We start from the raw sequence: 24,665 nt of genomic DNA on the forward strand, positions 1-24,665 counted from the left end.
TGCTTCAGCCAGAAAACCACTGTGTAACGTCATTTCCTTATCTTTCAGCAATAAGGAAATTGCCCGATGACCATTCTGTCGTCCAGGTTACACACTCCCCAGGCGAGCGAGCCGCCGAGCCTGACTCAATTGCAGCAACGCTTCAGCGAGGACCCGGTCCTGCGCGTCATTCATCACCAACTGCCCAAAGCCTTCAGCGCCGCGTCTACGCAACAGCAGCAAGACTATCGGCGTGCGCTGCTGGCCAGCAAATCCGCCCGCCATGCGCTGAAGACTCTGCTCAAACCGCTCAAAGGCCTGTCCGATTTTGCCGAGCCGCTGTTGCGTCAGGCCCTGGATACCCGCTTTGGACCGGGGCTTGAGCCCAAGGTCGACACGCTGTTTCACCCCACGCTCAGGCCCAGCGGTGCGACAGGCTCGGCCAGCCAGCTGACGTTGCTCGAAGCCGCACTGCACAACTTCGAGCGTAAGGAAGCAATCAAAGGCGGGTTTCTGCGTTCTGCGTCTGTCGATAAGGGGCTCGACGGCCCGCACCCGAAAAACATCCCCCCCGACCAATTTGCTGACGTTTGCCGACACCTCAATATCGGCAGTAAATATCAGGACCATCTCAAGGATGTGCTGGAGCCGATGTCCCTGCCGGGCGATGCACCCAACGCTGCCCGGCTTAACGCGCGCGCTATCTTCATTACCAACGACCTGGCTGATATGGAGCTGTATGCCCGAGCCGCAGCGCTGCGCAAGGACATCAGTGAACAAGCACTGGCGGCAGTGCTGGACGTGGTGACGCGACGTGCCAGTCCAATGTTCAACGGTCTGCCCGTCGCGTTCGAGTCCTTGTCCCTGTTGGGTGTCGAAATACCTCGCGTCGTCATTATCAAGCCGTTGGCAACCTGGACGTTCACGCAGGTGCCGCTGGTGTTGTACGTGCCGCAGGACCCAGTGACGCCGTTCAAGGAATTCGCCACGCTGAGCGAGCTGGAAGACGACTTGCGAAGCCGATTGATGAGTCAGGCGTATCAAGCGTTTTTTGCACGGCTGATTGGTGAGCGGGGAAGGGCGCAGTTCTTCGGTCAATTGAACCGGCACTTGTTCCCTTTGGCACCTGTTGATGGCAGTTGGTTTACCAAAGGGCTGTGGCACAACACGCCTGATCATCGCGCCGATCTGCGTTTGCAGAGCGCACCGATCGACACCGAGCTGTTCCAGAGGATGCACCAGCAGCAGATCGCGGTGATCAAAGACAACGCTCGATTCCTGGCAGTCCCTACTGAAGACGAAGATGCGAAAAGCCGCAGTGAGCGACTTCAGGCCTGGTTCGACGTGGGCATGAACATCGCCAATGTCGCCTCATTCTTTGTCCCTGTTCTGGGCCAACTGATGATGGTGTATGCCAGTGTGGAATTAGTCAGCGAGGTGTATCACGGTCTGGAAGACCTCAGTCATGGCGACCTGGAAGAGGGTTTCGATCATCTTGTCAGCGCAGGTGCCAACATCGCCTTCATGGCGGCGTTGGCTACGACCGCGCACGGCGTATCGCCCAAAGAGCCGCCGCCGCTTGCCAGCAATAACTTTGTGGGGAAGGTGGTGCCCATCAAGCTGGCCAATGGTCAGGCACGCCTGTGGAAGCCCGACCTTGAGCCTTTTCAGGTCAACATTGATGTCCCGCAAGACACCAGCGCTGAGCTCAGCGGTGTGTTTGAGCGCGAAGGGAAAAAGTACCTGACCCTCGACGGGCAGCAGTACGAAGTGATTCATCGAAAAGACCTGAATAAATGGCAGCTCGGACACCCCCATCCAGACGCGAAGTTTTCGCCTGTTCTGGAGCACAACGGTGTGGGCGCTTTCCGACATGAGGGTGAGAGGCCGCAGCAGTGGTCGAAGGTTAAGTTGTTCAAGCGCCTCGGCCATACGGTGTCGGGACTGTCGGAATCGTCCGCTGAGCAAATTCTGCGCGTGACCGACGTCGACGAATCGCTGTTGCGCCAAGTGCATGTGGAAAATGCCGTTCCGCCAGGGCAGTTGCGCGATACGGTCAAACGCTTTCAGTTGGACACAGCCCTGGATAATGCGGCTATCGCAACGTCTGGCAGCCAGCGAGCCGAGCAGTTCCGGCAGCAGTACGAGGCCAGTGAAGTGTCGTCTGATCCGCTGGTGCAACTGATTCGCCGAGATTTCCCCGGCGTATCTACCGCAGTGGCAGAGGACTTGGCCAGCACCCTGACATCGGCGCAAACGCTGCAAATTCTGGACAACGCTCGCCTCCCTCTGCGCGTCAGCGAAGCGGCCGTCTGGCAGCAACGGCAAACTCGGCTAAACCGTGCATTCGAGGGTTTTTATTTGAAGTCCGTCAGCAACGCGGACACCGAAATCCTCAGCCTGCGTTTGCTGGAAAAACTGCCGGGTTGGTCCGATCAAGTGCGCCTTGAAGTGCGCCTGGGCTCAACCGAAGGCAGCCTGCTCGACAGCATCGGCGTCCCTGAAGCCACGGTCCATAAGGTGCTGGTCAAGTCCAATGGCCAGTACCAGGCGTTCGATGCGCAGGGCAACGAACTCAACAGCGTGCCCAAAGCGGGTAACAATCTGTGCGCTTCGATTCTGCATGCGCTGCCAGACGCACATCGCAGCGCGCTGGGTTTTTCCCATGTGTCCCAAGGCCCGCAACTCAATACGGCGCTGGCAACATTGGCCACGGGCGATCGCGCCCGTGCGTCGCGCCTTTTAGGCATTCGCGATGGCCGGCTGAAATTCAATAAGCCTGAACGCATGAAACAGGGGCGTATGGGGTATGCGCTCAGCGGCATGGGCCAACTGCTTGGCTTTATCAGCGAGGATCATCTGCTGACCCGCATCGGCTTGCTGGAACTGATTGATGTCACGGCCCAGGACGTGCTGACCAGTCTGCGTCTTGAGGGGATGTCCAATGCTGATATCAACGCGCGTCTGGATGTGTTGCAGGATGAGCGCCAGGCATTGCGCACCAGTCTGGATCAATGGGCCATGGCGTCGAGCGAGATACTGGCCCCCAGCGAATCCCGAATGAACAGCAGGGCGCGGATCGGTGAGGCGATCCTGCAACATTGGCAGGCAACCAGCTTGCCGGGTGTCCCAGCGAACGTCGCTTTACGTCTGGAATCAGCCCGGTTGAGTGATTTTCCTGAGCAACTGCCAGGGTTTTTCTACTCACGGGTCGAGCGTCTGCAGCTTTCGAACATCGTTGCACAGGGTGAGCCTGGTTCGTTGATGGGTGGGCGGCCGTGGAGCTCGATTCCGCTTGAGAACTTCCTTAGTCGGTTCACTGAAATCACCGTACTGGAAATCAGCAGATCCCCCTCGTCAGGCTTCAGCTTCACGCAGTTTCATGAGCTGCCGCGTATCGTGACCACCCAGCTTCCAGGCTTGAGGGCCTTGAGCCTGATCAACCAGGGCGTGGACATCACCGCCGAAACCCTCAACCTCTTCGGTCAGATGCCGCACCTGGAAAGCCTCGACCTGAGCGGCAACTTCAGCCTGGACGCACCGCTGCCGGGGTCAGTCAATCTGAACCTGCGCAGACTAGGGCTTGATCGTATCGGCCTGGAGCAATGGCCTGAATGGTTGACGGAGTTGCTGCCGGGCCATATCGAGGAAGTCTCGTTGGCCGACAATCAAATTCTCTACTTACCCGACGGGTTGCTGCAGACTGGGCAGTCCGCGCGCACAACGCTGATCCATCTACAGGGCAATCGGCTGTCACGCACGGATATGATCGAAGCTTGCCTGCGTGCGGGCGAACAGCCTCTGGCCGGACAGCTTCGCGCGGTCAGGATCGATCCGGGTGCGCCCGTCGAACTTCAACCGCGCATTAACGTGCTGCTGGGTGAGCAGGCAGTGCTTGAGGCAGCCCTTCGTGATTGGGCAGAAGCGTCAACTTCCCACGCGCCTTTTAGCGATCAAAGTTTGATCACACGTCGCGAGATGGGCGCAGCATTGCGTGATCACTGGCGCGGGACTGTGGCGGGGCGTGCTTCTCTACCGATCATGATCGAGTCGATGGCGTTGGCCGAGTTTCCGCAGGGTCTGCCTCAGACGTTCTATCAGAATATCAACGGCCTGATGCTGCGAAATGTCGCGACCGATCCCGAGGAGTTGAGTCAGTTTTTAACCAGCTTTCCTGATCTCGAAACGCTGGAAATCATGGGGCACGTCATGCCGATGGTCTCGCCGCCGCGGACTCTCAGCGCACTGCCAAACCTGCGAAGCCTGGCGTTGATGGATCAGGGCATGGTGATTGATCAAGCCGTCATGGAGTACCTCAGCAGCCTGGATAACCTGAGGAATCTGGACCTGAGCGGTAACCATCTGGCACCTATCGTCGCCTCGCCTGGGCTTATACGGCATTGGGAGTCCCTGACGCTGGACAAGGTCGGGATCAGCACATGGCCGAACTGGTTGAATGAATTCCTGCCCGGCGGAATCGACGCGTTGTCTTTGGCTCGCAATGAGTTGAGGGAATTGCCAGACGAGATCGTCCGAAACCGTCGCAATATCTCAGCGCACACCGAAATATCCCTGGAAGGCAATCCGCTGTCTCGCGAAACCATGATCGGCGCTCACGTCAGTGAATACGGCAATTCCCGGTCATTCAGTTTTTACATGGACCTGCCCGACGATATTCGAGCGCTTGCACCGGAGCGGGCATGGTCATCAACCGAATCACTGAACCAGTCCGACTCGGACTTTGATCCGGACTCTGACGCTGACACCAGCGTCCATCGCCATGGGTCGACCGGGGCTGACTCTGCGCAAGCTGCGAACGTCGAACAATGGCTTCAAGACACGGCACAGGAAAATATCGGCCATCAGGCGGTCTGGGATCAGATTGCAGCGGCGGGCGATGCGCCGATGCTCATGGCTCTAATCGGCCGCTTGCGAGAAACCGCGGATTACCTCAGGGCTCGCGAGGCGCTGGTTCAACGCGTCTGGCATGTACTGGGGGCTGCCGCGAACGACTCACAACTGCGCCAACTGCTCAACGCGATGGCCGGAGAAGCGATTGCCAGCCGCACCTGCGGCGATGGCGTGCGGCTGGAGTTCAATCAGATGGAGGTTCAGGTATTCGCACTCGACTCACTGCGTGACATTCCGAACGCCGAGCGCGGGCCGACGCTGTATCGACTCATGCGCAGGTTCTACCGTCTGGATGAGGTCGATCGCCTCGCGCGCACCAATGCCATGGGTAGGGACCAGGCTGAGGTTCGTCTGGCTTATCGCTTGCAACTGGCTGAGCGACTGGATCTTCCACTGCCGCCTGCCCGCATGCTTTACCGAACGGCCGCCGCTGTGACGGCCGTTGAATTGCAGACGGTCGAAGCTCAGGTGCTGACCCGTCAGGACGGCCCGGAATTTTTCGCCAACGCAGTCAATCGGGATTTCTGGGCCTCGTGGTTGCGGGAAACCTACGCGGCAGATTTTGCTGAGCTCAAAGCCACCTTCGAAGGCGAAAGGATAAGGGTCGAAGATGAGTTTCCCGAACTGGACGACGCGTATCTGGCGCGCATAAAAAGCCTTGATGAGGAGCAGAAGATGCGTGAGCACGAGCTTATGAAGCAGCTGACTTACCAGGAAGGCATGAAGTACAGCGACTGATCCGTTATACGGATTGGTGATAGTCACCCACCCGACGCCAGTCCTGATCAAGGGCTGGCGTTTTGGTGTGTTGCGGAAAAATCGTAACTGTGTCTGCTAGAATTCGCCTCTTTTTACGTGTCGCCCGCCATGTCCGAAACTCCGCTCACGATTCTCGATGACGCTTGCTTGCCGAGCGTGCCAAAGAGCTGGTTTGTGTACCTGGTGCGCGCTGCCAACGGCTCTTTGTACTGTGGCATCAGCGACGACCCGGTTCGACGCTTCGCGGCCCATCAACGGGGTAAGGGCGCGCGGTTTTTCTACTCAAGCCCGGCGGTGGCACTGGTGTACGTCGAAGCCTGCCGCGACAGAAGCGACGCGCTGCGACAGGAACGCCTGATCAAGAAGCTGCGAAAGAGCGCCAAGGAAGCACTCGCGGCGAGCACCCCTGACGCTGCGCTCATCCACGGTCGTGATGGCCTGTCATCAGTCTGAGCGGGTAGGCCTTGCTGTGAGTCCCGGTTAAGCTCTTGGTTTTGAGCCAATAGCCGGAGTCATGCATGTCAGAGCTGATCCTTCACCATTACCCGACATCGCTGTTTGCCGAAAAAGCCCGACTGATGCTGGGTTTCAAGGGGCTTTCCTGGCGTTCGGTGACCATCCCGCCAATCATGCCAAAGCCCGACTTGACCGCACTGACCGGCGGCTATCGAAAAACCCCCGTGCTGCAAATCGGTGCGGACATTTATTGCGATACGGCGATGATTGCTCGTCGGCTGGAGCAGGAAAAATCATCGCCCGCGTTCTATCCGCAAGGTCAGGAGTTCACCTCGGCGAGCCTTGCCGCCTGGGCTGACTCTGTTCTGTTTCTGCATGCAGTGAGCCTGGTGTTCCAGTCCGCTTCGCTGGCGTTGCGTTTCGCCAAAGCACCACCTGAAGCCGTCAAGGCCTTCGTTGCCGATCGCACGACCCTGTTCGACGGCGGCAGCTCGACGCGCATTCCATTGGAGTTGGCGCAGCATCAGTGGCCTACGCTGATGAGCCGTCTTGAAACCCAGCTGGAGCGCAATGGCGATTTTCTGCTGGGCGCGCCGTCAATCGCCGACTTCTCTGTGGCCCACACCTTGTGGTTCCTGAAACAGACGCCAGTGACTGCGCCTTTGGTGGACGCGTACCCGGCGGTGTTGGCGTGGTATGAGCGAGTGGTGGGTTTTGGTCACGGCGCACCCAGCGAGCTGGATTCTGCCCAAGCGGTTGAAATCGCTCGAGACGCCACTCCCGCTGCCGTCCCGAACGAAGTGTTCGTTGACCCGAACGGATTCGAGATCGGTCAGCACGTCAGCGTTTCAGCGGTCGACTACGGTGTAGACCCGGTTCAGGGCGAGTTGGTCTTCAGTGGACGTGAGGAAATCATCGTGCGTCGCGACGATGAACGGGCCGGGATCGTTCATGTGCACTTCCCTCGGTATGGGTTTGATATCAAGGCGCTGTAACTCTCCTGCAACCAGTCATTACGAGGGCTGGCGCAGGAGATATATTTTCACCACTACAGAAAAGGCGGTGTGCGAATACAGTGTGCTGCTAGCGGTTTGGCCGGCAGCCTCTTTCTGTCCAACCGCTTGGTCTGCTGCGTTGTAAGTAAAGCGAGTTTCAGGGGGCGTCAGGAAGTTCAGACGTAAGATGGGCACGTTGTAGCCAGCGTTGTTCATTTTGACCTGGAAGTTGCGTGCAATGGTGAGGCTGTTCGCTTTGTTGACATCAAAAATAAGCGGCGATGTATTTGGGCATCTGCCCGCCGTCGCCGTAGTTATTAAGTAGAATCTCGTTCCATATATTACTCAGCGCCGGGAAATTATCCCGTGAGGCGATCATATTGTTCCAGCCCTGTTGGCTGTCGATGTTCCATGAGCATTGCCGGGCACGGTTGTTGCCATTGCTTTGAAAGAGATTGTTCCATTGTGTGGCGGTCACAACGTCCAGTGCGTCGCATGACCCCCAGGCAAACTTGGTATTGTCGTCCTTTACCGTAACCGGCGGAGTGTCTTCCAGCCGTCCTGCTCGATAACCGCACCCTTGGTGACCATTGACGGTAGAGGTGGCCGCATCAAAGGGATAGAGACATATGAATCCGCTTTCAAGCCCGGTAAACCATGTGCAGCAGCGTCAATGCGGTTGCGCAAAATGAATCCTGCCGGGTGGTAGAGTTGCGTTTGTGTGACATCTTGTCTTGACCATGAGTAGGAGCTAGCTCCTATGGCAAACGCTGTCGGGCCATATATCCAGGGGTTGAAGTTGCCATCATTTACCGTGCGTGCAAGGACACCACTGCAGTAGTAGTGACCGCGGGGCCTGTTGGTGCCGTACTCACGGCAGTCCGTGGTTGTCTCCAGATAGTTTTTCATTACGTCAGCCAGCACTTCGGCGGGTTTCTGTAATTGAGACTGCGGTGCAGCACTTGTCGGCGGGCTCTCGGTATTGCCTCGCGCGGGCACTTGAGCATCGGTCTGTTCCAGGGTTGAACAAGAAGTTAATACGATTCCCAGCAGAAGGGTTGAAAGGCTAACGATAACTTGTGCATGGCCAAAATCCATTTTGATGTGTTCATGTAATGAAGGCACGTGATCGGTGATTGTCAAAAATTGAGTTGGCTGCGCCGTGAGCAACCCATGGACGTTATAAGGGTGGTGAGCTTGATTTTGGGGTTTTTAATTATATTTGGAAGTAAGCAGAATCAGGTTTGCTTCGTTTTGTTGATGTGTGAAGCGCAATAGAAATAACCCGATGATTTGTATCTCGAATGAGTCTTGAACGTGCCGGGAGTGAAATGGCAGGTGGGCCAATGCCCAGCTCGATATATAGCGAGTTGCAACGAGCACCATCGCCGATAAATCTAACGTGCGGGGGGCACAGTGCTTGAAATTTAATGACTTGTTAGCTTCGATCCGTGGAAGTCCAGTCCGGCCGCGCAGGTATTGGATGGGACATTTTTTTCATGGATAAGGTACGGTCTCAACACCTCTGGCTTTTACGAACGAGCCGGATTCATACTGTTGAGTCCAGCGGATGCTATTGCCAAGGCGGTACCCGGGATAAGCTTCGTAATTTTAGCAGGGGCCGCTGGAGACCCTGTCGTCGTCTGCGTTTATCCATTCGATGCGTATACCGTAAGGACTATGAACAGACGGTACAGTGGGTGCGATTTTGAAGCGAGTGGAGCTGATTGTTCAGGTAAACCAAAGGTTAGTTGTGAAAATAAGCTCGGTTAATGACATCTGCTCAGTGGGACGCTAACTTTCGTGCGCAGGGCCAAGTTCTCTACAATCAGTGTTCGTGGGGTGCTGATAATGCTCAAGGCTGGCGCAATTCAATAACCTCACATCATAACTTTCCAGCCCAAAGCTACTGGAATGGGATCATGCTCAAAACTGGGGAGACACACCGGACACCGCCTTTGTGAATGAGGGCATGCGCCTATGGACGGTGGCCTTTTTCTACAATGCTGCAAAGGGCGGCTCACTTTCCGATGCGCAAGCGTTTCAACAAAAAATGGCATCTACCGGAAAGCGCGTCCCCGTACTCAGAATCGATTTCGCAGCGCCTACCGCACAGCGCTTTTCATTTCAGATAGCCGATCAGCTGGCCGCCTTCTATCCGTAGTAGAACCCGGACTGCCTACTTCAACGCCGCTAATATCTGCTCTTCACTGAACCCCCTGATCAACGTGCCATTCACGTCGATCAGGGGAATGCCGCGTCCGCCCAGCGCTTCATACGCTTTACGCCCTGCGGCATCTTTCTCAATGTCGAACTCGGTGTACGGGATACCTTTGCTGTCCAGAAACCGCCGCGTCTGCTTGCAGTAGCCACACCAGTCGGTGGCGTAGAGCGTGACCTTCGCATTGGCCTGAACCTGCGCCGAAACAGCGGATGAGGGGTGGATGAAGTTCTCGATCTTGCCCCAGTTCTGGTACACGACCACCACCAGCATGATCAGCAGAAACTTCTTTAGCGTTCGTACGAACATGTCCTGCGTTACTCCCCCGGTAATGGGCATGGCGGGTATCAGCGGCGCTTGAGCTGGTCGGTCAACTGCGTTGGCAGCCCCTTGATGATCAATGTGCCTTTCTCTTCGTCGTACTCAATCTTGTCGCCCAGCAGATGCGCTTCAAAACTGATGGACAATCCCTCGGCGCGGCCTGTGAAACGTCGGAATTGATTGAGGGTGCGCTTATCCGCAGGGATTTCCGGGGATAGACCGTAATCCTTGTTACGGATGTGGTCGTAGAACGCGCGAGGCCTTTCTTCGTCGATCAAACCGGACAGTTCTTCCAGGCCCATGGGTTCGCCCATTTTGCTTTGGCTGCTGGCGTAATCGACCAAGGTCTTGGTTTTCTCGCGGGCAGAATCTTCCGGCAGGTCTTCGCTTTCGACGAAATCGCTGAAAGCCTTGAGCAGCGTGCGAGTCTCGCCGGGCCCATCGACGCCTTCCTGGCAACCGATGAAATCACGGAAGTACTCGGAGACCTTCTTGCCGTTCTTGCCCTTGATGAACGAGATGTATTGTTTGGAGGTTTTGTTGTTCTGCCACTCGGAAATGTTGATCCGCGCAGCCAGGTGCAGTTGACCGAGGTCCAGATGGCGCGACGGGGTGACGTCCAGCGCTTCGTTGACCGCAACGCCTTCGCTGTGGTGCAGCAGGGCAATGGCCAGATACTCGGTCATGCCCTGTTGGTAGTGGGCGAACAGAACATGGCCGCCGACGGACAGGTTCGATTCCTCCATGAGCTTTTGCAGGTGTTCGACGGCGGTACGGCTGAAGACGGTAAAATCTTTCCCGGCGTCGAGGTATTCCTTCAGCCAGCCGCTGAACGGATGCGCGCCGGATTCGGCATGGAAGAAGCCCCACGCTTTGCCTTGTTTGGCGTTATAGCTTTCATTGAGGTCCGCCAGCATGTTCTCGATGGCCTGAGACTCGGCGAGTTCGGAGTCGCGGGCATGAAGAACTGCGGGCGTACCGTCAGGTTTCTTGTCGATCAGGTGAACGATGGCATGACGGATCGGCATGGATTTCTCGGCTACTGAAATGAAACTGAACGGGTGGGCCCACGTCTCAGTCGAAAGAGCGCAAGTGTACCGCACCTGTCCCCGGGAACGCCCGAACGCCGCCGCAAACCTTGGCGTAGGCGGGAGTTGAGGCATATTTGCGACTTCCAGCGTGAAAAGCTGACCAATTGGGCAGTCAGGTGCGGATATTTACGTGGCTCTGTGCTAGTTTTGCCCCGTCTTGCGCACTGAATCGCGCCAAGCACGCAGTTTGTGGGGCTTTTGGGCGAACCAAAGGTCAATTTCGGCATCTACATTTCGCGCCTGAACACACTCTGCAAACCATCTGAATTTGATAGGGAAGGAACACCACCATGGCTCTGACTAAAGACCAATTGATCGCCGATATCGCAGAAGCTATCGACGCGCCTAAAACTACCGCGCGTAATGCTCTTGAGCAATTGGGCCAAATCGTTGCTGACCAACTGGAAAACGGTAGCGAAATCACTCTGCCAGGTATCGGCAAACTGAAGATCACCGAGCGTCCAGCTCGCACTGGCCGCAACCCTTCGACTGGCGCTGCCATCGAAATCGCTGCCAAGAAAGTGGTCAAGTTCGTTCCAGCTAAAGTGCTGACTGACTCGGTCAACAAGTAAGCGAAAACGCTTGCAGCAAAAAGCCGTGCAACGGAGTGATCCGGGCACGGCTTTTTTGTGGGTGCGATTTGGCTTCTGCCCGTAGGGCGTAGGAGCGTAGCTTGCTCGCGATCTGCCGGGCACCGCCAGTAAATCTAGCCATTGAGGTGGATCAGGAATATCGCAGTGTCAGGTTTTGCTGTCGCTTCGCAACAGATCGCGAGCAAGCTGCGCTCCTACGCCTTCGGCAGAAGCGGTTTGTTTACATCCACCGCTCTGCACGCCATGCGGCTTGTTGCGCGGCGTCATGGAAGGTCCACGCCACGAACCTGCTTTGTTTCTGGCCTTGCCCCATCTCGATGATACGGCTTTCGAACACACCGGCTTTTTTCAGGGTGCTTTGAATCAGCGGCAGATTCGACGCTTTTGACACCAGCGTGCTGAACCACAACACCTGCTGCTGCACCTGAGCGCTCTCGTTGATCAGTTGCGTGACAAAGCGCGACTCGCCGCCCTCACACCACAGTTCGGACGCCTGGCCGCCAAAGTTCAGCACAGGCAGCTTGCGCTTGGGGTCGGCTTTACCCAGTGCCCGCCATTTTCGCTGACTGCCGCGCAGCGCTTCGTCGGCGCTGGCATGAAAGGGCGGATTGCACAGGCTGAGATCGAAACGTTCATCGGCGTTCAATACGTCCAGCAAAATCAGCTTTCGATTGCTTTGCTGGCGCAGGGTGATTGCCTTGCCCAGGTTGTTGGATTTGATGATCGCTGTGGCGGCCGCGACAGCGATGCTGTCGATATCGGTACCCAGAAAGCGCCAGCCATATTCGCTGTGGCCAATCAGCGGGTACACGCAGTTAGCGCCCGTGCCAATGTCCAGTGCCGTCACTGCGGCGCCACGGGGAATTTCGCCCTCGTTGCCGCTGGCCAGCAGGTCAGCAAGAAAATGCAGGTAATCGGCACGTCCCGGAATGGGTGGGCACAGGTAATGAGCCGGAATGTCCCAATGCGCGATGCCGTAGAAGGACTTGAGCAGCGCACGGTTGAACACCCGTACCGCAGCCGGGTTGGCGAAGTCGATGCTTTCCTTGCCATAAGGATTGAGGATCACAAACTTGCCCAGTTCGGGGCTGGCCTTGATCAGCTTGGGGAAGTCGTAATGGCCTTGATGGCGATTGCGCGGGTGCAGACTGGCTTTCTCACGCGGCTCGGCGGGTTTAGCCGATTGAGGGCGCGTGGGCTTTTTGCGGGGCGGTTTTGGGGTATGGGTCATCAGAATGAATTCATGAGCAGGCGCAATGCCCGGAGTGGGTACAGATAGCGTGGCCTGCGCAAAAAAAATGTGGGAGGGAGCTTGCTCGCGATTGGCCGGTTCAGACGATAGACCTTTATCGTCTGAAGAGGTTATCGCGAGCAAGCTCCCTCCCACAGGGCTTTGCAGGCTTGTCTTACAAACTGGCAATCCGCGCGTGTTGCTCGGCCAGTTTGCCCAATGCCTGTTCGGCCTCGGTCAATTTGGCGCGCTCTTTGGCGATCACTTCAGGCGGCGCCTTGTCGACGAACGCTGCGTTGGACAGCTTGCCGCCCACACGCTGCACTTCGCCTTGCAGGCGCAGGATTTCCTTGTCCAGGCGCGCCAGCTCGGCATCTTTGTCGATCAGGCCAGCCATCGGCACCAGCACTTCCATCTCGCCCACCAACGCAGTGGCGGACAGTGGGGCTTCTGCGCCATCCGCCAGAATCGTGATCGACTCGAGCTTGGCCAGCTTCTTCAGCAGCGCATCGTTTTCGGTCAGGCGACGCTGGTCTTCGGCGCTGACGTTTTTGAGGAACAGGGTCAGCGGTTTGCCCGGGCCGATGTTCATCTCGCCCCGAATGTTACGCACGCCCAGCATCAGGCCCTTGAGCCATTCGATGTCTTCTTCGGCGCCCTGATCGATGCGCGATTCGTTCGCCACCGGCCAGGTTTGCAACATGATGGTCTTACCGGTCACGCCCGCCAGTGGCGCGAGGCGCTGCCAGATTTCTTCGGTGATGAACGGCATGAACGGGTGGGCCAGACGCAGCGCCACTTCCAGCACTCGAACCAGCGTGCGACGGGTGCCGCGCTGACGTTCGACCGGCGCGTTTTCGTCCCACAGCACAGGCTTCGAAAGCTCCAGATACCAGTCGCAATACTGGTTCCAGATGAACTCGTACAGCGCTTGTGCCGCGAGGTCGAAACGGAATTGATCCAGTTGACGAGTCACTTCGGCTTCTGTGCGTTGCAGCTGGGAAATGATCCAGCGATCAGGCAGCGTCAGTTCAACGGCTTCGCCGTTCTGGCCGCAGTCCTCGCCCTTGTCCAGCACGTAGCGCGCGGCGTTCCAGATCTTGTTGCAGAAGTTGCGATAGCCCTCGATGCGACCCATGTCGAACTTGATGTCGCGGCCGGTGGACGCCAGCGAGCAAAAGGTGAAACGCAGCGCATCGGTGCCGTAGCTGGCGATACCGTCGGCGAATTCGTCGCGGGTCTGCTTTTCGATCTTCTTCGCAAGCTTGGGCTGCATCATGCCCGAGGTGCGCTTTTGCACCAGGTCTTCTAGCTCGATGCCGTCGATGATATCCAGCGGGTCCAGGACGTTGCCCTTGGATTTGGACATCTTCTGGCCCTGGCCATCGCGGACCAGGCCGTGCACGTACACCGTCTTGAACGGCACCTGCGGCGTGCCGTCTTCATTCTTCACCAGGTGCATGGTCAGCATGATCATCCGGGCGACCCAGAAGAAAATGATGTCGAAGCCTGTGACCAGTACGTCAGTGGAGTGGAAGGTTTCCAGGGCTTTGGTTTTTTCTGGCCAGCCAAGCGTGGAGAACGTCCACAGGCCCGCGCTGAACCAGGTGTCGAGCACGTCGTTGTCCTGTTGCAGCGCAACGTCGGGACCGAGGTTGTGTTTAGCGCGGACTTCCGCTTCGTCGCGACCGACATACACTTTGCCGGACTCGTCGTACCAGGCCGGAATGCGGTGGCCCCACCAGAGCTGACGGCTGATGCACCAGTCCTGGATATCGCGCATCCACGAGAAGTACATGTTTTCGTACTGCTTGGGCACGAAGGCGATGCGGCCGTCTTCAACGGCGGCAATGGCTGGCTCGGCCAATGGCTTGGTCGACACGTACCATTGGTCGGTCAGCCATGGCTCGATGATCGTGCCGGAGCGGTCGCCTTTCGGGACTTTCAGGGCATGATCGTCAACACTGACCAGCAGGCCCAGCTCATCGAACGCAGCGACGATCTGCTTGCGTGCTTCAAAGCGATCAAGGCCTGCGTACTGAGCGGGCAGGGTGCCATCGACGCTGTCGTTGAGCGTGCCATCCAGATTGAAAACCTGAGCGGCGGCCAGCACATGGGCGTTTTTGTCGAAGATGTTGAGCAGCGGCAGATTGTGGCGCTTGCCGACTTCGTAGTCGTTGAAATCATGGGCCGGGGTGATTTTCACGCAGCCGGTGCCGAATTCAGGATCGCAGTAATCGTCGGCGATGATCGGGATACGACGGCCAACCAGCGGCAGCTCGACGAAGGAGCCGATCAGCGCTTGGTAGCGCTCGTCGGTTGGGTTCACGGCGACGGCGGCATCGCCGAGCATGGTTTCAGGGCGAGTGGTGGCAACGATCAGGTAATCCAGGCCGTCGGCGGTTTTGGCGCCGTCAGCCAGTGGATAACGCAGGTTCCACAGGTGGCCTTTTTCGTCGTGGTTTTCGACTTCGAGGTCGGAAATCGCGGTGTGCAGTTTGGTGTCCCAGTTCACCAGGCGCTTGCCGCGGTAAATAAGGCCGTCTTCATGCAGGCGCACGAAGGCTTCTTTTACGGCTTCGGACAGACCGTCGTCCATGGTGAAGCGCTCGCGGCTCCAGTCCACCGACGAACCCAGGCGACGGATCTGGCGGCTGATGTTGCCGCCCGACTGATCCTTCCACTCCCAGATTTTTTCGAGGAATTTGTCGCGCCCCAGGTCGTGACGGCTAAGGCCTTGTGCCTCGATCTGACGCTCTACCAGCATCTGCGTGGCGATACCTGCGTGGTCGGTGCCCGGCTGCCACAAGGTGTTTCGACCCTGCATGCGGCGGAAACGGATCAAGGCATCCATGATCGCATTGTTGAAACCGTGGCCCATGTGCAGGCTGCCGGTGACGTTCGGCGGCGGAATCATGATGGTGTACGAGTCGCCCGCGCCTTGCGGAGCGAAGTAGTTTTCGGACTCCCAGGTCTGGTACCAGGAAGTTTCGATGGCGTGCGGCTGGTAGGTCTTGTCCATGCGGGGCGGGAACCTAATTGGCATTAATTCGGGAAAGCCGGCAAGTATAGCGGGGATGAACGGCTGGGCGTAGAGCGAGGCGATGGCGGGCGTATAAAAAACGGTGTGATGTGGCTGAAGCCCTGTAGGAGCGCGCTTGCCCGCGATTGCGATATGCCAGGCGCCTTATTTGTGGCTGACACACCGCCTTCGCGGGCAAGCGCGCTCCTACAGAAGCAGTCAGATCAGTTTTGATACTGGCTTAACAGCCGCTCCATCCGTGCATCCAGACGCCGCTTGATTTCGTTCTCTATGTGCGGCGCGAAATCGTCGATGACGTCTTGCATGATCAACCGCGCGGCGGCGCGCAATTCGTTGTCCAGGTGCAGGAGGGCGTCAGGGTTGAGGGTTGCGGTTGTCTCTGCGTGGGACTGCGCCGGTTCCGCAATCAAGGTCGGGATGTCGGCTTCATTCACGTCGTGTTCTTCGACGGATATGACTTTGCCGCTCACCACGTCGAACAGCAGCGGGATCTGGCCATCATGGGTGACCGTATCGGTCAGCAACGGCGGCTGTGCGTTATCTTCGCCCAGCAACTGGCGGATCGACTCAAGGTCGTCCAGCAAGTGCGCGGAATCTTTAAAGTGTTTTGGATTGTCCATCATGTGCTCAAAGACGTTGCAGTCGGTGATCTTGAAGAGGATAGCCCTGTTCACGGTAGAAGCGAAAGCTCGTCCGTGCGGCCAGTTTGATGGCGGGGTTTTCCACCACTATTTCCGCCACGCGGGCGAAACGCTTGAAGAACTCTGGGATGCGAAGGTCCAGATTGACCAGCAAATCCTGATGCTGGCCGGGATCGTCACCCAGTCCAAGCGCAACCGGGGCGTCTTGATCATCCTCGGCATCGCCATGGGGGACGAACGTTTCGCCTTTGAATCGCCACAGGCGCGCGTCGAGGTCTTCACGTTGTTGTGCGTCGCTGCAGTGCAGATAAACCCGATGACCAAGCCGCCAGGCCTTGTCAGTCAGCTTGCAGGCAAAATCCAGACGCGCTGCGGGATCGTCACTGGGAAGGATGTAAAAGTCGACTTGGGTCATGAAAGCTCCAGTGCGTGAAGCGTACCTGCATTGGCGCAGGTACGCTTCTCGGTGCTTTAGACGCCTGCGCGGTCGAGCAGGTATTGGGTCAGCAGGGGTACCGGACGGCCAGTGGCGCCTTTTTCCTTGCCGCCGCTCAGCCACGCGGTGCCGGCAATGTCCAGATGGGCCCACTCGTAGGCTTTGGCGAAGCGAGACAGGAAGCAGGCGGCCGTGATGGTGCCGCCTTTAGGCCCGCCGATGTTGGCGATGTCGGCAAACGGGCTGTCCAGTTGTTCTTGATACTCGTCGAACAACGGCAGTTGCCAGGCACGGTCGTCTGCACGCTTGCCGGCGTCCAGCAGTTGATTGATCAGGTCGTCGTTGTTGCCCAGCAGCCCCGACGTGTGGCCGCCAAGCGCCACGACACAGGCGCCCGTCAAAGTCGCGATATCGATCACGGCCTGTGGCTTGAAGCGCTCGGCATAAGTCAGCGCATCGCACAGCACCAGACGGCCTTCGGCGTCGGTGTTGAGGATTTCGACGGTCTGGCCGCTCATGGTCTTGACGATGTCACCCGGACGCGTCGCGGTGCCGCTTGGCATGTTCTCGGCGCAGGCCAGGATGCAAACCAGATTGATCGGCAGTTGCAGCTCAAGCACGGCGCGCAGGGTGCCGAACACGCTGGCGGCGCCGCACATGTCGAATTTCATTTCGTCCATGCCGGACGCTGGCTTGATGCTGATACCACCGGTGTCGAAGGTGATGCCCTTGCCAACCAGGACGAACGGCTTGTCGGCTTTTTTGCCGCCGCTGTAGTTCATCACGATCAGGCGTGGTGGCTGTGCGCTGCCCTGAGCTACGGCCAGGAATGAACCCATGCCCAGATCGGCGATTTTCTTCTCGTCCAGCACTTCAACTTTCAGGTGCTTGAATTCTTTGCCCAGTGCCTTGGCTTCTTCACCCAGATAGACCGGGTGGCACAGGTTGGGTGGCATGTTGCCCAAATCGCGGGTGAACGCCATGCCTTTGGCAATCGCCTGAGCATGCGTGGCAGCGCGCTCGACGTCAGCGACGTTGACCTTGTTAGTCAGCAGGGTGATTTTTTTCAGCGCGCGGGGGTCGGCTTTCTGGCTCTTGAAGCGGTCGAAGACGTATTCGCCGTCGGCCAGGGTTTCGACCAGCAGACGGTTCTTGCCATAGACGTCACGGTTTTTGACGATCAGGTGGTCCAGTGCGAAGGTTGCATCAGTGCCGCCAAGCCCTTTGAGGGTCGAGAGCACACCGCTGATGATCTTGCGCAGTTGGCGGTCGGTCAGCTCGGCTTCTTTGCCGGTGCCAACCAGCAGAACGCGTTCGGCTTTAAGGTTGGGCAGGCTATGCAGCAGCAAGCTCTGGCCCACTTTGCCTGCCAGATCGCCACGTTTGAGAACGGCGCTGATTGCACCGCCACTGAGGGTATCGACATTTTTTGCGGCATCGCTCAGCGCGCGGCCTTCGCCAACGGCAACCACCAGCGTGGCGGTTTTCAAGGTTTCTGGGCTGACGCTTTTAACAACCAATTCCATGTCGGGGTCCCCGAATAAACTGTGGGTTATCGCAAAATGACTGCGCAGCGCGGCATGGTCAGAGGTGCCTCGAATCGACATGCCAGCGGTAAGGCCCGCAGTTTGACCCTGCTGGACGATGGATGACAACCCCGTTAATTCGCTCGTATTGCCGCTATATGAGAAGTATCCGGCTCGCGCAGTGACAGACACGCCCAATCACAGGATAATGCCGCATATTTTTTTGGTCGTCCGCATTGGCGAGCGCCCTGGCTGATCCATTTCCTTGTCACGCTGCCTGAGCGTGACAACCCTGGAGTGTCTGGTTTGATTGTCTTCCGTTACCTGTCCCGAGAAGTGCTGGTTACCTTGAGCGCTGTGAGCGCTGTACTGCTTGTGATCATCATGAGCGGACGCTTTATCAAGTATCTGGCTCAAGCTGCATCCGGGGCGCTTGACCCCGGTGTGCTGTTTTTGATCATGGGGTTCCGTCTGCCGGGCTTCATGCAGCTAATCCTCCCGCTCGGGCTGTTTCTCGGGATTCTGCTAGCGTATGGCCGCTTGTACCTTGAAAGCGAGATGACCGTGCTGGCCGCGACCGGCATGAGCCAGCAACGCCTGCTATTGATCACCCTTGCGCCGGCTGCGCTGGTGTCATTGCTGGTTGCCTGGTTGAGCTTCAGCCTCGCGCCGCAGGGTGCCACGCAGTTTTCCCTGCTGATCAACAAGCAAGATGCCATGACCGAGTTCGACACGCTGGTCCCAGGTCGTTTTCAGGCGTTGCGCGATGGCACGCGAGTGACGTACACCGAGCAGTTGTCTGAGGACCGCGTGAATCTGGGCGGCGTGTTCATTTCCGAGAAGCGCATGTCGTCGGACAATGCCAAGGATCGCGGGATCACCGTGCTGGTCGCCGAAAAGGGCCACCAGGAAATCAAGGACGACGGCAGCCGCTATCTGATCCTTGAGAACGGCTACCGTTATGACGGTAATCCGGGCGAAGCCAACTATCGCGCGATCAAGTACGACACTTATGGTGCGTTGCTGCCCAAGCCGGACATCAGCGATGAAGTGACCGACCGTGATGCAATCCCTACCCGTGAACTGCTCCTGGGCGAGGATTCGCCGCGTAACAAGGCTGAGTTGCAATGGCGCATTTCACTGCCGATCCTGGTATTCATCGTGACCTTGATGGCGGTCCCACTCGCGCGCGTTAACCCGCGACAGGGGCGTTTCCTCAAGTTGCTTCCGGCCATACTGCTTTATATGGCTTACCTCACCATTCTGATCGCTGCCCGCGGTGCCCTTGAGCGCGGCAAGATTCCGGCAGCGCTGGGCCTTTGGTGGGTGCACGGCATCTTCCTCGCGATTGGCCTCGGGCTTTTGTATTGGGAACCTCTGCGTCTGAAGATGGCGAGTCGCCGGGATGCGTCGGGGGTGACTCATGGTTAAGCTCGATCGGTACATCGGCAAGAGCGTGTTTGTCGCGATTCTTGCCGTGCTGGGCATCATCCTTGGGCTGGCTTCGCTGTTTGCGTTCATTGATGAAATCGCCGATATCAGCGACACCTACACCTTTTGGGATGCCGGCAGCTTTGTGCTGATGACCGCACCGCGACGCCTCTACGACATGCTTCCAATGGCCGCACTGATCGGTTGCCTGATTGGCCTGGGTGGTCTGGCCAGCAGCAGCGAATTGACGATCATGCGTGCAGCCGGTGTGTCCATTGGCCGTATCGTCTGGGCCGTCATGAAGCCGATGCTGGTGCTGATGGTCGCTGGCTTGTTGGTTGGCGAGTATGTCGCGCCCGTTACCGAAAGCCAGGCTCAGGCGGCTCGTTCGCTGGCACAAGGCAGCGGCGATGCGCAAAGTGCGCGTCATGGCCTGTGGCATCGTCAGGGTGAAGAGTTCATCCACATCAACACCGTTCAACCTGATGGCTTGTTGTATGGCGTGACCCGCTATCGGTTTGACGATCAGCGCCACATGCAGACCGCCAGCTTCGCCAAACAGGCGAACTTCATGACCGATCACTGGCTGCTCAAAGAGGTCACCACCACTGTATTCCATGGCGACCGGACCGAGGTCGTTAGCACGCCGGAAGAGCGCTGGGACGTGGCCCTCAGCCCGCAACTGCTGAGCACCGTGGTGTTGCCGCCTGAGTCTCTGTCGATGACCGGTCTTTGGGGCTACGCGCACTATCTGGCCGATCAGGGCTTGAGCAATGGTCGCTACTGGCTGGCGTTCTGGACCAAGATTCTGCAGCCGCTGGTGACCGTCGCGCTGGTACTGATGGCCATCTCATTCATCTTCGGGCCATTGCGTTCGGTGACGCTGGGCCAGCGGGTGTTCACGGGGGTGCTGGTGGGCTTTACCTTCCGCATCGCCCAGGATCTGCTCGGTCCGTCGAGCCTGGTGTTTGGGTTCTCGCCGCTGTTCGCAGTGCTGGTACCTGCGAGTATCTGTACGCTGGCAGGTATCTGGCTCCTGCGCCGGGCGGGATGACGTTCAACCGTCATGAAAAAGCCGACCTCAGGGTCGGCTTTTTTGTGCGTGACACCTCGTCATCTGTAGGAGCGGATTTATTCGCGAGGGGCCAGTGCAGAATGAAGTATTCAGTCGCCTCGCCAACAAGTTGACTCCTACAGAGTCGCGATTGTCATTTCTTCTTCCGCGGGATCCGCACCAGTTGGGTGTCCGAATAGATATCGTGCCAGCTGCGCTTTTGCTTATCGATCAGTGTCCAGAAGAAACCCATTGCAACGCACAGCCACGATGCTATTGCCACCACGAAGCGCAGCAGCGCTTGCCATAGACTGATTCCCGAGCCATCACGGTTCTGCACGCGGATAGCCCATACCTGCATGCCCAGCGTCTGCCCGGCGCGGGTCCAGAATGTGGCGAAAAAGCCGAACAGCACAAACATCAGGATCGTCGACAAAAGCGGATCGCCATCCAGCGTGCCAGCGTCGGACATTGCCCGCAGTTTTGTTTCGCCGACAAACGCCATCCAGACCAGCTTATAGAGGAAGGTCGTGACCATCAGCAGCGCTACGCACAGCAGGCAGTCATAGAATATTGCAGCCATGCGACGGCCCAATCCAGCAGCCGGAAAGTCGCCTTGAGGACGAAGCAGGTATTTAGGCATGGGGGCGCTCGTGAGCTGGGAGCCCGCATGGTACAAAATTGCGGGTACAAAAAAGCCCCTGTTCATGAGAACAAGGGCTTTTCGTTGCAGCTATTTAGGCTTCAGCTTGTACTTCATCAGCCTGCATGCCTTTTTGGCCCTGCACAGCGACGAAGGTCACTTTCTGGCCTTCTTTCAGGCTCTTGAAACCGTTGCCCTGAATAGCGCGGAAGTGAACGAACAGATCCGGACCGCTCTCTGGCGTGATAAAACCGAAACCCTTCTCGTCGTTAAACCACTTAACGGTACCGCTCTGACGTGTAGACATTTTCTTATTTCCTTGAAACTTGAATTAATGACAGCCTCCTTCACGCGAAGAAGCACTGGGCTGGTTGCAGGAAGTAAGAATCGTAGAGCGGGTTGTAGCATTGCTTCGCGCTACTGCCCAAGTCACGGCCCAAGCGACCTATGCAAACACAGTCGAGAAACTCTACGCTAACTGTTGCAGAAAAAACAAGCCCCGCTCACCCCCGGTTTCAGGCGGTTTGGTGCCCTTTTTGAAAACTTTTACCGGTACTGAATGATCGATAGTTTTTACAATTTCGATGCTCGGGAACGTGCGGTTTTTTGACACTTTGATTGCTGTTTGATATTGCACTGCGATGCAGCAGCCAGACAGCGTGTGCACTGTTTTGGCTGCATGTTTTTTTGACGCGTGTATCAACCGCGGAAGTAACGTTGAGCCACGAAAGGCATTTTGCTAACACGCATCGGAACTTGTTTGCCGCGCACAATTGCCCAAACGGATGTATCGAGTGCTGCGAACCGGGCGTCAAGACTGCCCATTGCCAGCGGTGCGCCGAGTGTTGGACCAAAGCCGCCGCTGCAAACCACGCCAATCACGGTGCCATCTGCGTCAACGATCTCCGCCCCTTCACGGACAGGCGTGCGCTCCTGTGGCAGCAGGCCGACACGTTTGCGCGCCACGCCGGACGTCTGTTGAGCGAATATCTGCTCGGCACCGGGGAAACCGCCTGCACGAGCGCCATCAGCGCGCCGCACCTTGGATATCGCCCACAACAGACTGGCCTCGATTGGCGATGTGTCGGTGTTCATGTCATGGCCATACAGGCACAAGCCTGCTTCGAGGCGCAGTGAGTCACGGGCTCCAAGGCCAATCGGTGCGACTTCAGGCTCGGCCAGCAGACGCCGCGCAAGCGATTCGGCATGGTCGCTCGGCACCGATATTTCGTAACCGTCCTCGCCGGTATAACCGGAGCGGCTGACGTAGCAGTCGATACCGTCGATGCTGACGCGAGCGAACTGCATGAACGTCATCTTCGCCACGTCCGGCGCCAGGCGGGCAAGAACGGTGACAGCTTGCGGCCCTTGCAAGGCGAGCAGGGCACGCTCTTCAAACAGTGGCTTGATCTCGCACTGGCTGCCGATGTGCTGCTGAAGGTGCGCCAGATCCTGATGTTTGCACGCCGCGTTGACCACCAGCATCAGTTGATCGTCGCCCAGATTGGCGACCATCAAGTCGTCCAGGATGCCGCCGTTTGCGTTGGTGAACATTGCATAGCGCTGCATGCCCGCCGGCAGGTCGATGATGTCCACCGGCACCAAGGTTTCCAGCGCTTTGGCGGCATTGGCGCCAGTCAGCAGGATCTGGCCCATGTGCGACACGTCGAACAACCCTGCGTGCTCGCGGGTGTGTAGATGTTCCTTCATCACGCCAGCGGCGTATTGCACCGGCATGTCGTAGCCGGCGAAAGGCACCATCTTGGCGCCGAGCTCCCGATGCAAGGCGTGGAGCGGGGTTTGCAGCAGTTCAGCAGAGATGGCTTCGGTAGACATAAGAGGGCTCTTTAAATGGGAGTCAGGCGCTGACCGAAGTCGGCGCGCGAAAAAATGTCGTGTCAGCATTCGATGATGTTCACGGCCAGCCCGCCACGGGCGGTTTCCTTGTACTTGCTTTTCATGTCGGCGCCGGTCTGGCGCATCGTGCGGATCACCTTGTCCAGCGAGACAAAGTGCTGGCCATCGCCACGCAGCGCCATACGCACCGCATTGATCGCCTTCACCGAACCCATGGCGTTGCGCTCGATACACGGCACTTGAACCAGCCCGCCGATGGGGTCGCAGGTCAGCCCGAGGTTATGCTCCATCCCGATTTCGGCGGCGTTTTCGACCTGGTTCACGTTTCCGCCCAAGACTTCACACAGCGCACCGGCCGCCATTGAGCACGCTACGCCGACCTCGCCCTGACAGCCAACTTCAGCGCCGGATATGGAAGCGTTTTCCTTGTACAAAATGCCAATGGCAGCGGCGGTCAGCAGAAATCGCACGACACCGTCTTCATTGGCGCCGCTGATAAAACGCATGTAGTAATGCAGCACGGCCGGGATGATCCCTGCCGCGCCGTTGGTGGGTGCGGTGACCACCCGGCCGCCGTTGGCGTTTTCTTCGTTGACCGCCAGCGCGTAGAGGTTGACCCAGTCCAGCACTGACAGCGCGTCGCGCAATGCGGCTTCGGGGTTGTTGCACAATTGTCGGTGCAGCGCCGCCGCGCGACGTTTGACCTTCAGCCCGCCTGGCAAAATGCCTTCGTTGCGGCACCCGGCCTCGACGCAATCCTGCATGACCTGCCAGATGTGCAGCAACCCCTGGCGGGTCTCGGCCTCCGGGCGCCACGCCGACTCGTTGGCCAGCATCACTTGACTGATCGACAGCCCGCTGGCGGTGCAATGCGCCATCAGCGCTTTGGCGGTCTTGAATGGATACAGCAGCGGCGTATTGTCCTCGACGATGCGGTCCGCACCTGCGGCGTCTTCATCGACCACAAATCCGCCGCCGACCGAGTAATACTCGCGGCAGCGCACCTGTAATCCAGAGGCGTCGAAGGCACGGAAAATCATGCCATTGGGGTGGTAGGCCAAGGGTTTGCGGATCATCGCCAAGTGTTGCTTCTCGATGAACTCGATGCTGTGTTCGCCGAGCAGATTCAAGCGCTCACTGCTGCGAATCTGTTGTAAGCGGGCGGCGACGGTTTCTGTGTCCACCGTATCCGGATGCTCACCTTCCAGACCGAGCAGCACGGCCTTGTCGCTACCATGACCTTTGCCGGTCGCGCCAAGAGAACCGTAGAGTTCGATTCTGACGCAGGTAACGGATCCGAGCAGCTCATCGCGGCGCAAGCCTTCGGCAAACCGCGCCGCTGCCCGCATAGGGCCAACGGTGTGGGAGCTTGAGGGGCCGATACCAATCTTGAACAGGTCGAACACGCTCAGGGACATGGTTGGGCTCCGGTTATTGTTATGGGTGCAACAGCCAGCTACTAGCTACAAGCCTCAAG

The 24,665-nt window shown here is 57.9% G+C and carries 19 protein-coding genes; 6 read left to right on the forward strand and 13 right to left on the reverse strand.

What is annotated here, in order from left to right; all coding sequences use genetic code 11:
* Positions 1 to 66 precede the first annotated feature (66 nt).
* The 3 genes from OYW20_RS05600 to OYW20_RS05610 all read left to right on the forward strand — a co-directional run bounded on the left by OYW20_RS05600 (position 67) and on the right by OYW20_RS05610 (position 7,100).
* Positions 67 to 5,628, forward strand: a complete 5,562-nt coding sequence (locus OYW20_RS05600) for an NEL-type E3 ubiquitin ligase domain-containing protein (protein ID WP_408005469.1) — start codon at positions 67 to 69, stop codon at positions 5,626 to 5,628.
* A gap of 129 nt (positions 5,629 to 5,757) precedes the next feature.
* Positions 5,758 to 6,102 (forward strand): GIY-YIG nuclease family protein, encoded by a 345-nt coding sequence (locus OYW20_RS05605; RefSeq protein ID WP_268799732.1) that lies wholly within the window; start codon positions 5,758 to 5,760, stop codon positions 6,100 to 6,102.
* 65 nt (positions 6,103 to 6,167) lie between these two features.
* Positions 6,168 to 7,100 carry a glutathione S-transferase family protein gene (locus OYW20_RS05610; RefSeq protein ID WP_268799733.1) on the forward strand — a complete coding sequence of 311 codons (933 nt, stop codon included), beginning with the start codon at positions 6,168 to 6,170 and terminating at the stop codon, positions 7,098 to 7,100.
* A gap of 265 nt (positions 7,101 to 7,365) precedes the next feature.
* On the opposite strand, the gene OYW20_RS05615 is transcribed toward OYW20_RS05610, so the two are convergent.
* The 4 genes from OYW20_RS05615 to yejK all read right to left on the reverse strand — a co-directional run bounded on the left by OYW20_RS05615 (position 7,366) and on the right by yejK (position 10,670).
* Positions 7,366 to 7,578: a hypothetical protein gene (locus OYW20_RS05615; protein ID WP_268799734.1), complete on the reverse strand. Its 213-nt coding sequence runs from the start codon at positions 7,576 to 7,578 to the stop codon at positions 7,366 to 7,368.
* 50 nt (positions 7,579 to 7,628) lie between these two features.
* Positions 7,629 to 8,270, reverse strand: coding sequence for a hypothetical protein (locus OYW20_RS05620; protein ID WP_268799735.1), 642 nt, complete (start codon positions 8,268 to 8,270; stop codon positions 7,629 to 7,631).
* Between the two features lie 1,009 nt (positions 8,271 to 9,279).
* Positions 9,280 to 9,630: a glutaredoxin family protein gene (locus OYW20_RS05625; protein WP_268799736.1), complete on the reverse strand. Its 351-nt coding sequence runs from the start codon at positions 9,628 to 9,630 to the stop codon at positions 9,280 to 9,282.
* A 38-nt stretch (positions 9,631 to 9,668) separates the two neighbouring features.
* Positions 9,669 to 10,670, reverse strand: a complete 1,002-nt coding sequence (yejK, locus tag OYW20_RS05630) for a nucleoid-associated protein YejK (RefSeq protein WP_268799737.1) — start codon at positions 10,668 to 10,670, stop codon at positions 9,669 to 9,671.
* A gap of 353 nt (positions 10,671 to 11,023) precedes the next feature.
* Here yejK and OYW20_RS05635 point away from each other — a divergent pair, with 353 nt between their 5' ends.
* Positions 11,024 to 11,305, forward strand: a complete 282-nt coding sequence (locus tag OYW20_RS05635) for an HU family DNA-binding protein (protein WP_226503026.1) — start codon at positions 11,024 to 11,026, stop codon at positions 11,303 to 11,305.
* A gap of 241 nt (positions 11,306 to 11,546) precedes the next feature.
* Here the strand turns inward: OYW20_RS05635 and rlmF are convergent, their stop codons facing one another.
* From rlmF to OYW20_RS05660, 5 genes are all read right to left on the reverse strand, one after another.
* Positions 11,547 to 12,557, reverse strand: a complete 1,011-nt coding sequence (gene rlmF, locus OYW20_RS05640; RefSeq protein WP_268799738.1) for a 23S rRNA (adenine(1618)-N(6))-methyltransferase RlmF — start codon at positions 12,555 to 12,557, stop codon at positions 11,547 to 11,549.
* Between the two features lie 175 nt (positions 12,558 to 12,732).
* A complete protein-coding gene (locus OYW20_RS05645; RefSeq protein ID WP_268799739.1) occupies positions 12,733 to 15,579 on the reverse strand; it encodes a valine--tRNA ligase in 2,847 nt (948 codons plus the stop codon).
* A gap of 224 nt (positions 15,580 to 15,803) precedes the next feature.
* Positions 15,804 to 16,220 (reverse strand): DNA polymerase III subunit chi, encoded by a 417-nt coding sequence (locus OYW20_RS05650; protein ID WP_268799740.1) that lies wholly within the window; start codon positions 16,218 to 16,220, stop codon positions 15,804 to 15,806.
* Positions 16,221 to 16,227: 7 nt separating this feature from the next.
* Entirely contained in the window at positions 16,228 to 16,656 is a 429-nt protein-coding gene (locus OYW20_RS05655) for a DNA polymerase III subunit chi (RefSeq protein WP_268799741.1), read from the reverse strand.
* Between the two features lie 56 nt (positions 16,657 to 16,712).
* A complete protein-coding gene (locus OYW20_RS05660) occupies positions 16,713 to 18,203 on the reverse strand; it encodes a leucyl aminopeptidase (RefSeq protein ID WP_268799742.1) in 1,491 nt (496 codons plus the stop codon).
* A gap of 306 nt (positions 18,204 to 18,509) precedes the next feature.
* On the opposite strand from OYW20_RS05660, the gene lptF reads away from it, so the two are divergent.
* Together lptF and lptG are read left to right on the forward strand one after the other, a co-directional pair.
* Positions 18,510 to 19,634 carry an LPS export ABC transporter permease LptF gene (lptF, locus tag OYW20_RS05665; protein WP_268799743.1) on the forward strand — a complete coding sequence of 375 codons (1,125 nt, stop codon included), beginning with the start codon at positions 18,510 to 18,512 and terminating at the stop codon, positions 19,632 to 19,634.
* Positions 19,627 to 20,688, forward strand: a complete 1,062-nt coding sequence (gene lptG, locus OYW20_RS05670; RefSeq protein ID WP_268799744.1) for an LPS export ABC transporter permease LptG — start codon at positions 19,627 to 19,629, stop codon at positions 20,686 to 20,688. Before lptF ends, lptG begins: the two co-directional genes overlap by 8 nt.
* 154 nt (positions 20,689 to 20,842) lie before the next feature.
* On the opposite strand, the gene OYW20_RS05675 is transcribed toward lptG, so the two are convergent.
* The 4 genes from OYW20_RS05675 to OYW20_RS05690 all read right to left on the reverse strand — a co-directional run bounded on the left by OYW20_RS05675 (position 20,843) and on the right by OYW20_RS05690 (position 24,606).
* A complete protein-coding gene (locus OYW20_RS05675) occupies positions 20,843 to 21,331 on the reverse strand; it encodes an RDD family protein (protein WP_268799745.1) in 489 nt (162 codons plus the stop codon).
* A gap of 94 nt (positions 21,332 to 21,425) precedes the next feature.
* Positions 21,426 to 21,638: a cold-shock protein gene (locus tag OYW20_RS05680; protein ID WP_003227496.1), complete on the reverse strand. Its 213-nt coding sequence runs from the start codon at positions 21,636 to 21,638 to the stop codon at positions 21,426 to 21,428.
* Positions 21,639 to 22,030: 392 nt separating this feature from the next.
* Positions 22,031 to 23,152, reverse strand: a complete 1,122-nt coding sequence (gene gcvT / locus OYW20_RS05685; protein WP_268801054.1) for a glycine cleavage system aminomethyltransferase GcvT — start codon at positions 23,150 to 23,152, stop codon at positions 22,031 to 22,033.
* A 77-nt stretch (positions 23,153 to 23,229) separates the two neighbouring features.
* The gene (locus OYW20_RS05690; protein ID WP_268799746.1) at positions 23,230 to 24,606 is read right to left on the reverse strand and encodes an L-serine ammonia-lyase; all 1,377 of its coding nucleotides are present in this window, start codon (positions 24,604 to 24,606) and stop codon (positions 23,230 to 23,232) included.
* Between the last annotated feature and the right edge of the window lie 59 nt (positions 24,607 to 24,665).

The organism is Pseudomonas sp. BSw22131, from assembly GCF_026810445.1.
Classification (GTDB): domain Bacteria; phylum Pseudomonadota; class Gammaproteobacteria; order Pseudomonadales; family Pseudomonadaceae; genus Aquipseudomonas; species Aquipseudomonas huanghezhanensis.

What these genes read in the sequence shown, in the direction of transcription:
- OYW20_RS05600 (WP_408005469.1), top strand. Translation starts at nt 67, where the DNA reads ATGACCATTCTGTCGTCCAGGTTACACACTCCCCAGGCGAGCGAGCCG.
- OYW20_RS05605 (WP_268799732.1), top strand. Translation starts at nt 5,758, where the DNA reads ATGTCCGAAACTCCGCTCACGATTCTCGATGACGCTTGCTTGCCGAGC.
- OYW20_RS05610 (WP_268799733.1), top strand. Translation starts at nt 6,168, where the DNA reads ATGTCAGAGCTGATCCTTCACCATTACCCGACATCGCTGTTTGCCGAA.
- OYW20_RS05625 (WP_268799736.1), bottom strand. Translation starts at nt 9,630, where the DNA reads ATGTTCGTACGAACGCTAAAGAAGTTTCTGCTGATCATGCTGGTGGTG.
- yejK (WP_268799737.1), bottom strand. Translation starts at nt 10,670, where the DNA reads ATGCCGATCCGTCATGCCATCGTTCACCTGATCGACAAGAAACCTGAC.
- OYW20_RS05635 (WP_226503026.1), top strand. Translation starts at nt 11,024, where the DNA reads ATGGCTCTGACTAAAGACCAATTGATCGCCGATATCGCAGAAGCTATC.
- rlmF (WP_268799738.1), bottom strand. Translation starts at nt 12,557, where the DNA reads ATGACCCATACCCCAAAACCGCCCCGCAAAAAGCCCACGCGCCCTCAA.
- OYW20_RS05645 (WP_268799739.1), bottom strand. Translation starts at nt 15,579, where the DNA reads ATGGACAAGACCTACCAGCCGCACGCCATCGAAACTTCCTGGTACCAG.
- OYW20_RS05650 (WP_268799740.1), bottom strand. Translation starts at nt 16,220, where the DNA reads ATGGACAATCCAAAACACTTTAAAGATTCCGCGCACTTGCTGGACGAC.
- OYW20_RS05655 (WP_268799741.1), bottom strand. Translation starts at nt 16,656, where the DNA reads ATGACCCAAGTCGACTTTTACATCCTTCCCAGTGACGATCCCGCAGCG.
- OYW20_RS05660 (WP_268799742.1), bottom strand. Translation starts at nt 18,203, where the DNA reads ATGGAATTGGTTGTTAAAAGCGTCAGCCCAGAAACCTTGAAAACCGCC.
- lptG (WP_268799744.1), top strand. Translation starts at nt 19,627, where the DNA reads ATGGTTAAGCTCGATCGGTACATCGGCAAGAGCGTGTTTGTCGCGATT.
- OYW20_RS05675 (WP_268799745.1), bottom strand. Translation starts at nt 21,331, where the DNA reads ATGCCTAAATACCTGCTTCGTCCTCAAGGCGACTTTCCGGCTGCTGGA.
- OYW20_RS05680 (WP_003227496.1), bottom strand. Translation starts at nt 21,638, where the DNA reads ATGTCTACACGTCAGAGCGGTACCGTTAAGTGGTTTAACGACGAGAAG.
- OYW20_RS05690 (WP_268799746.1), bottom strand. Translation starts at nt 24,606, where the DNA reads ATGTCCCTGAGCGTGTTCGACCTGTTCAAGATTGGTATCGGCCCCTCA.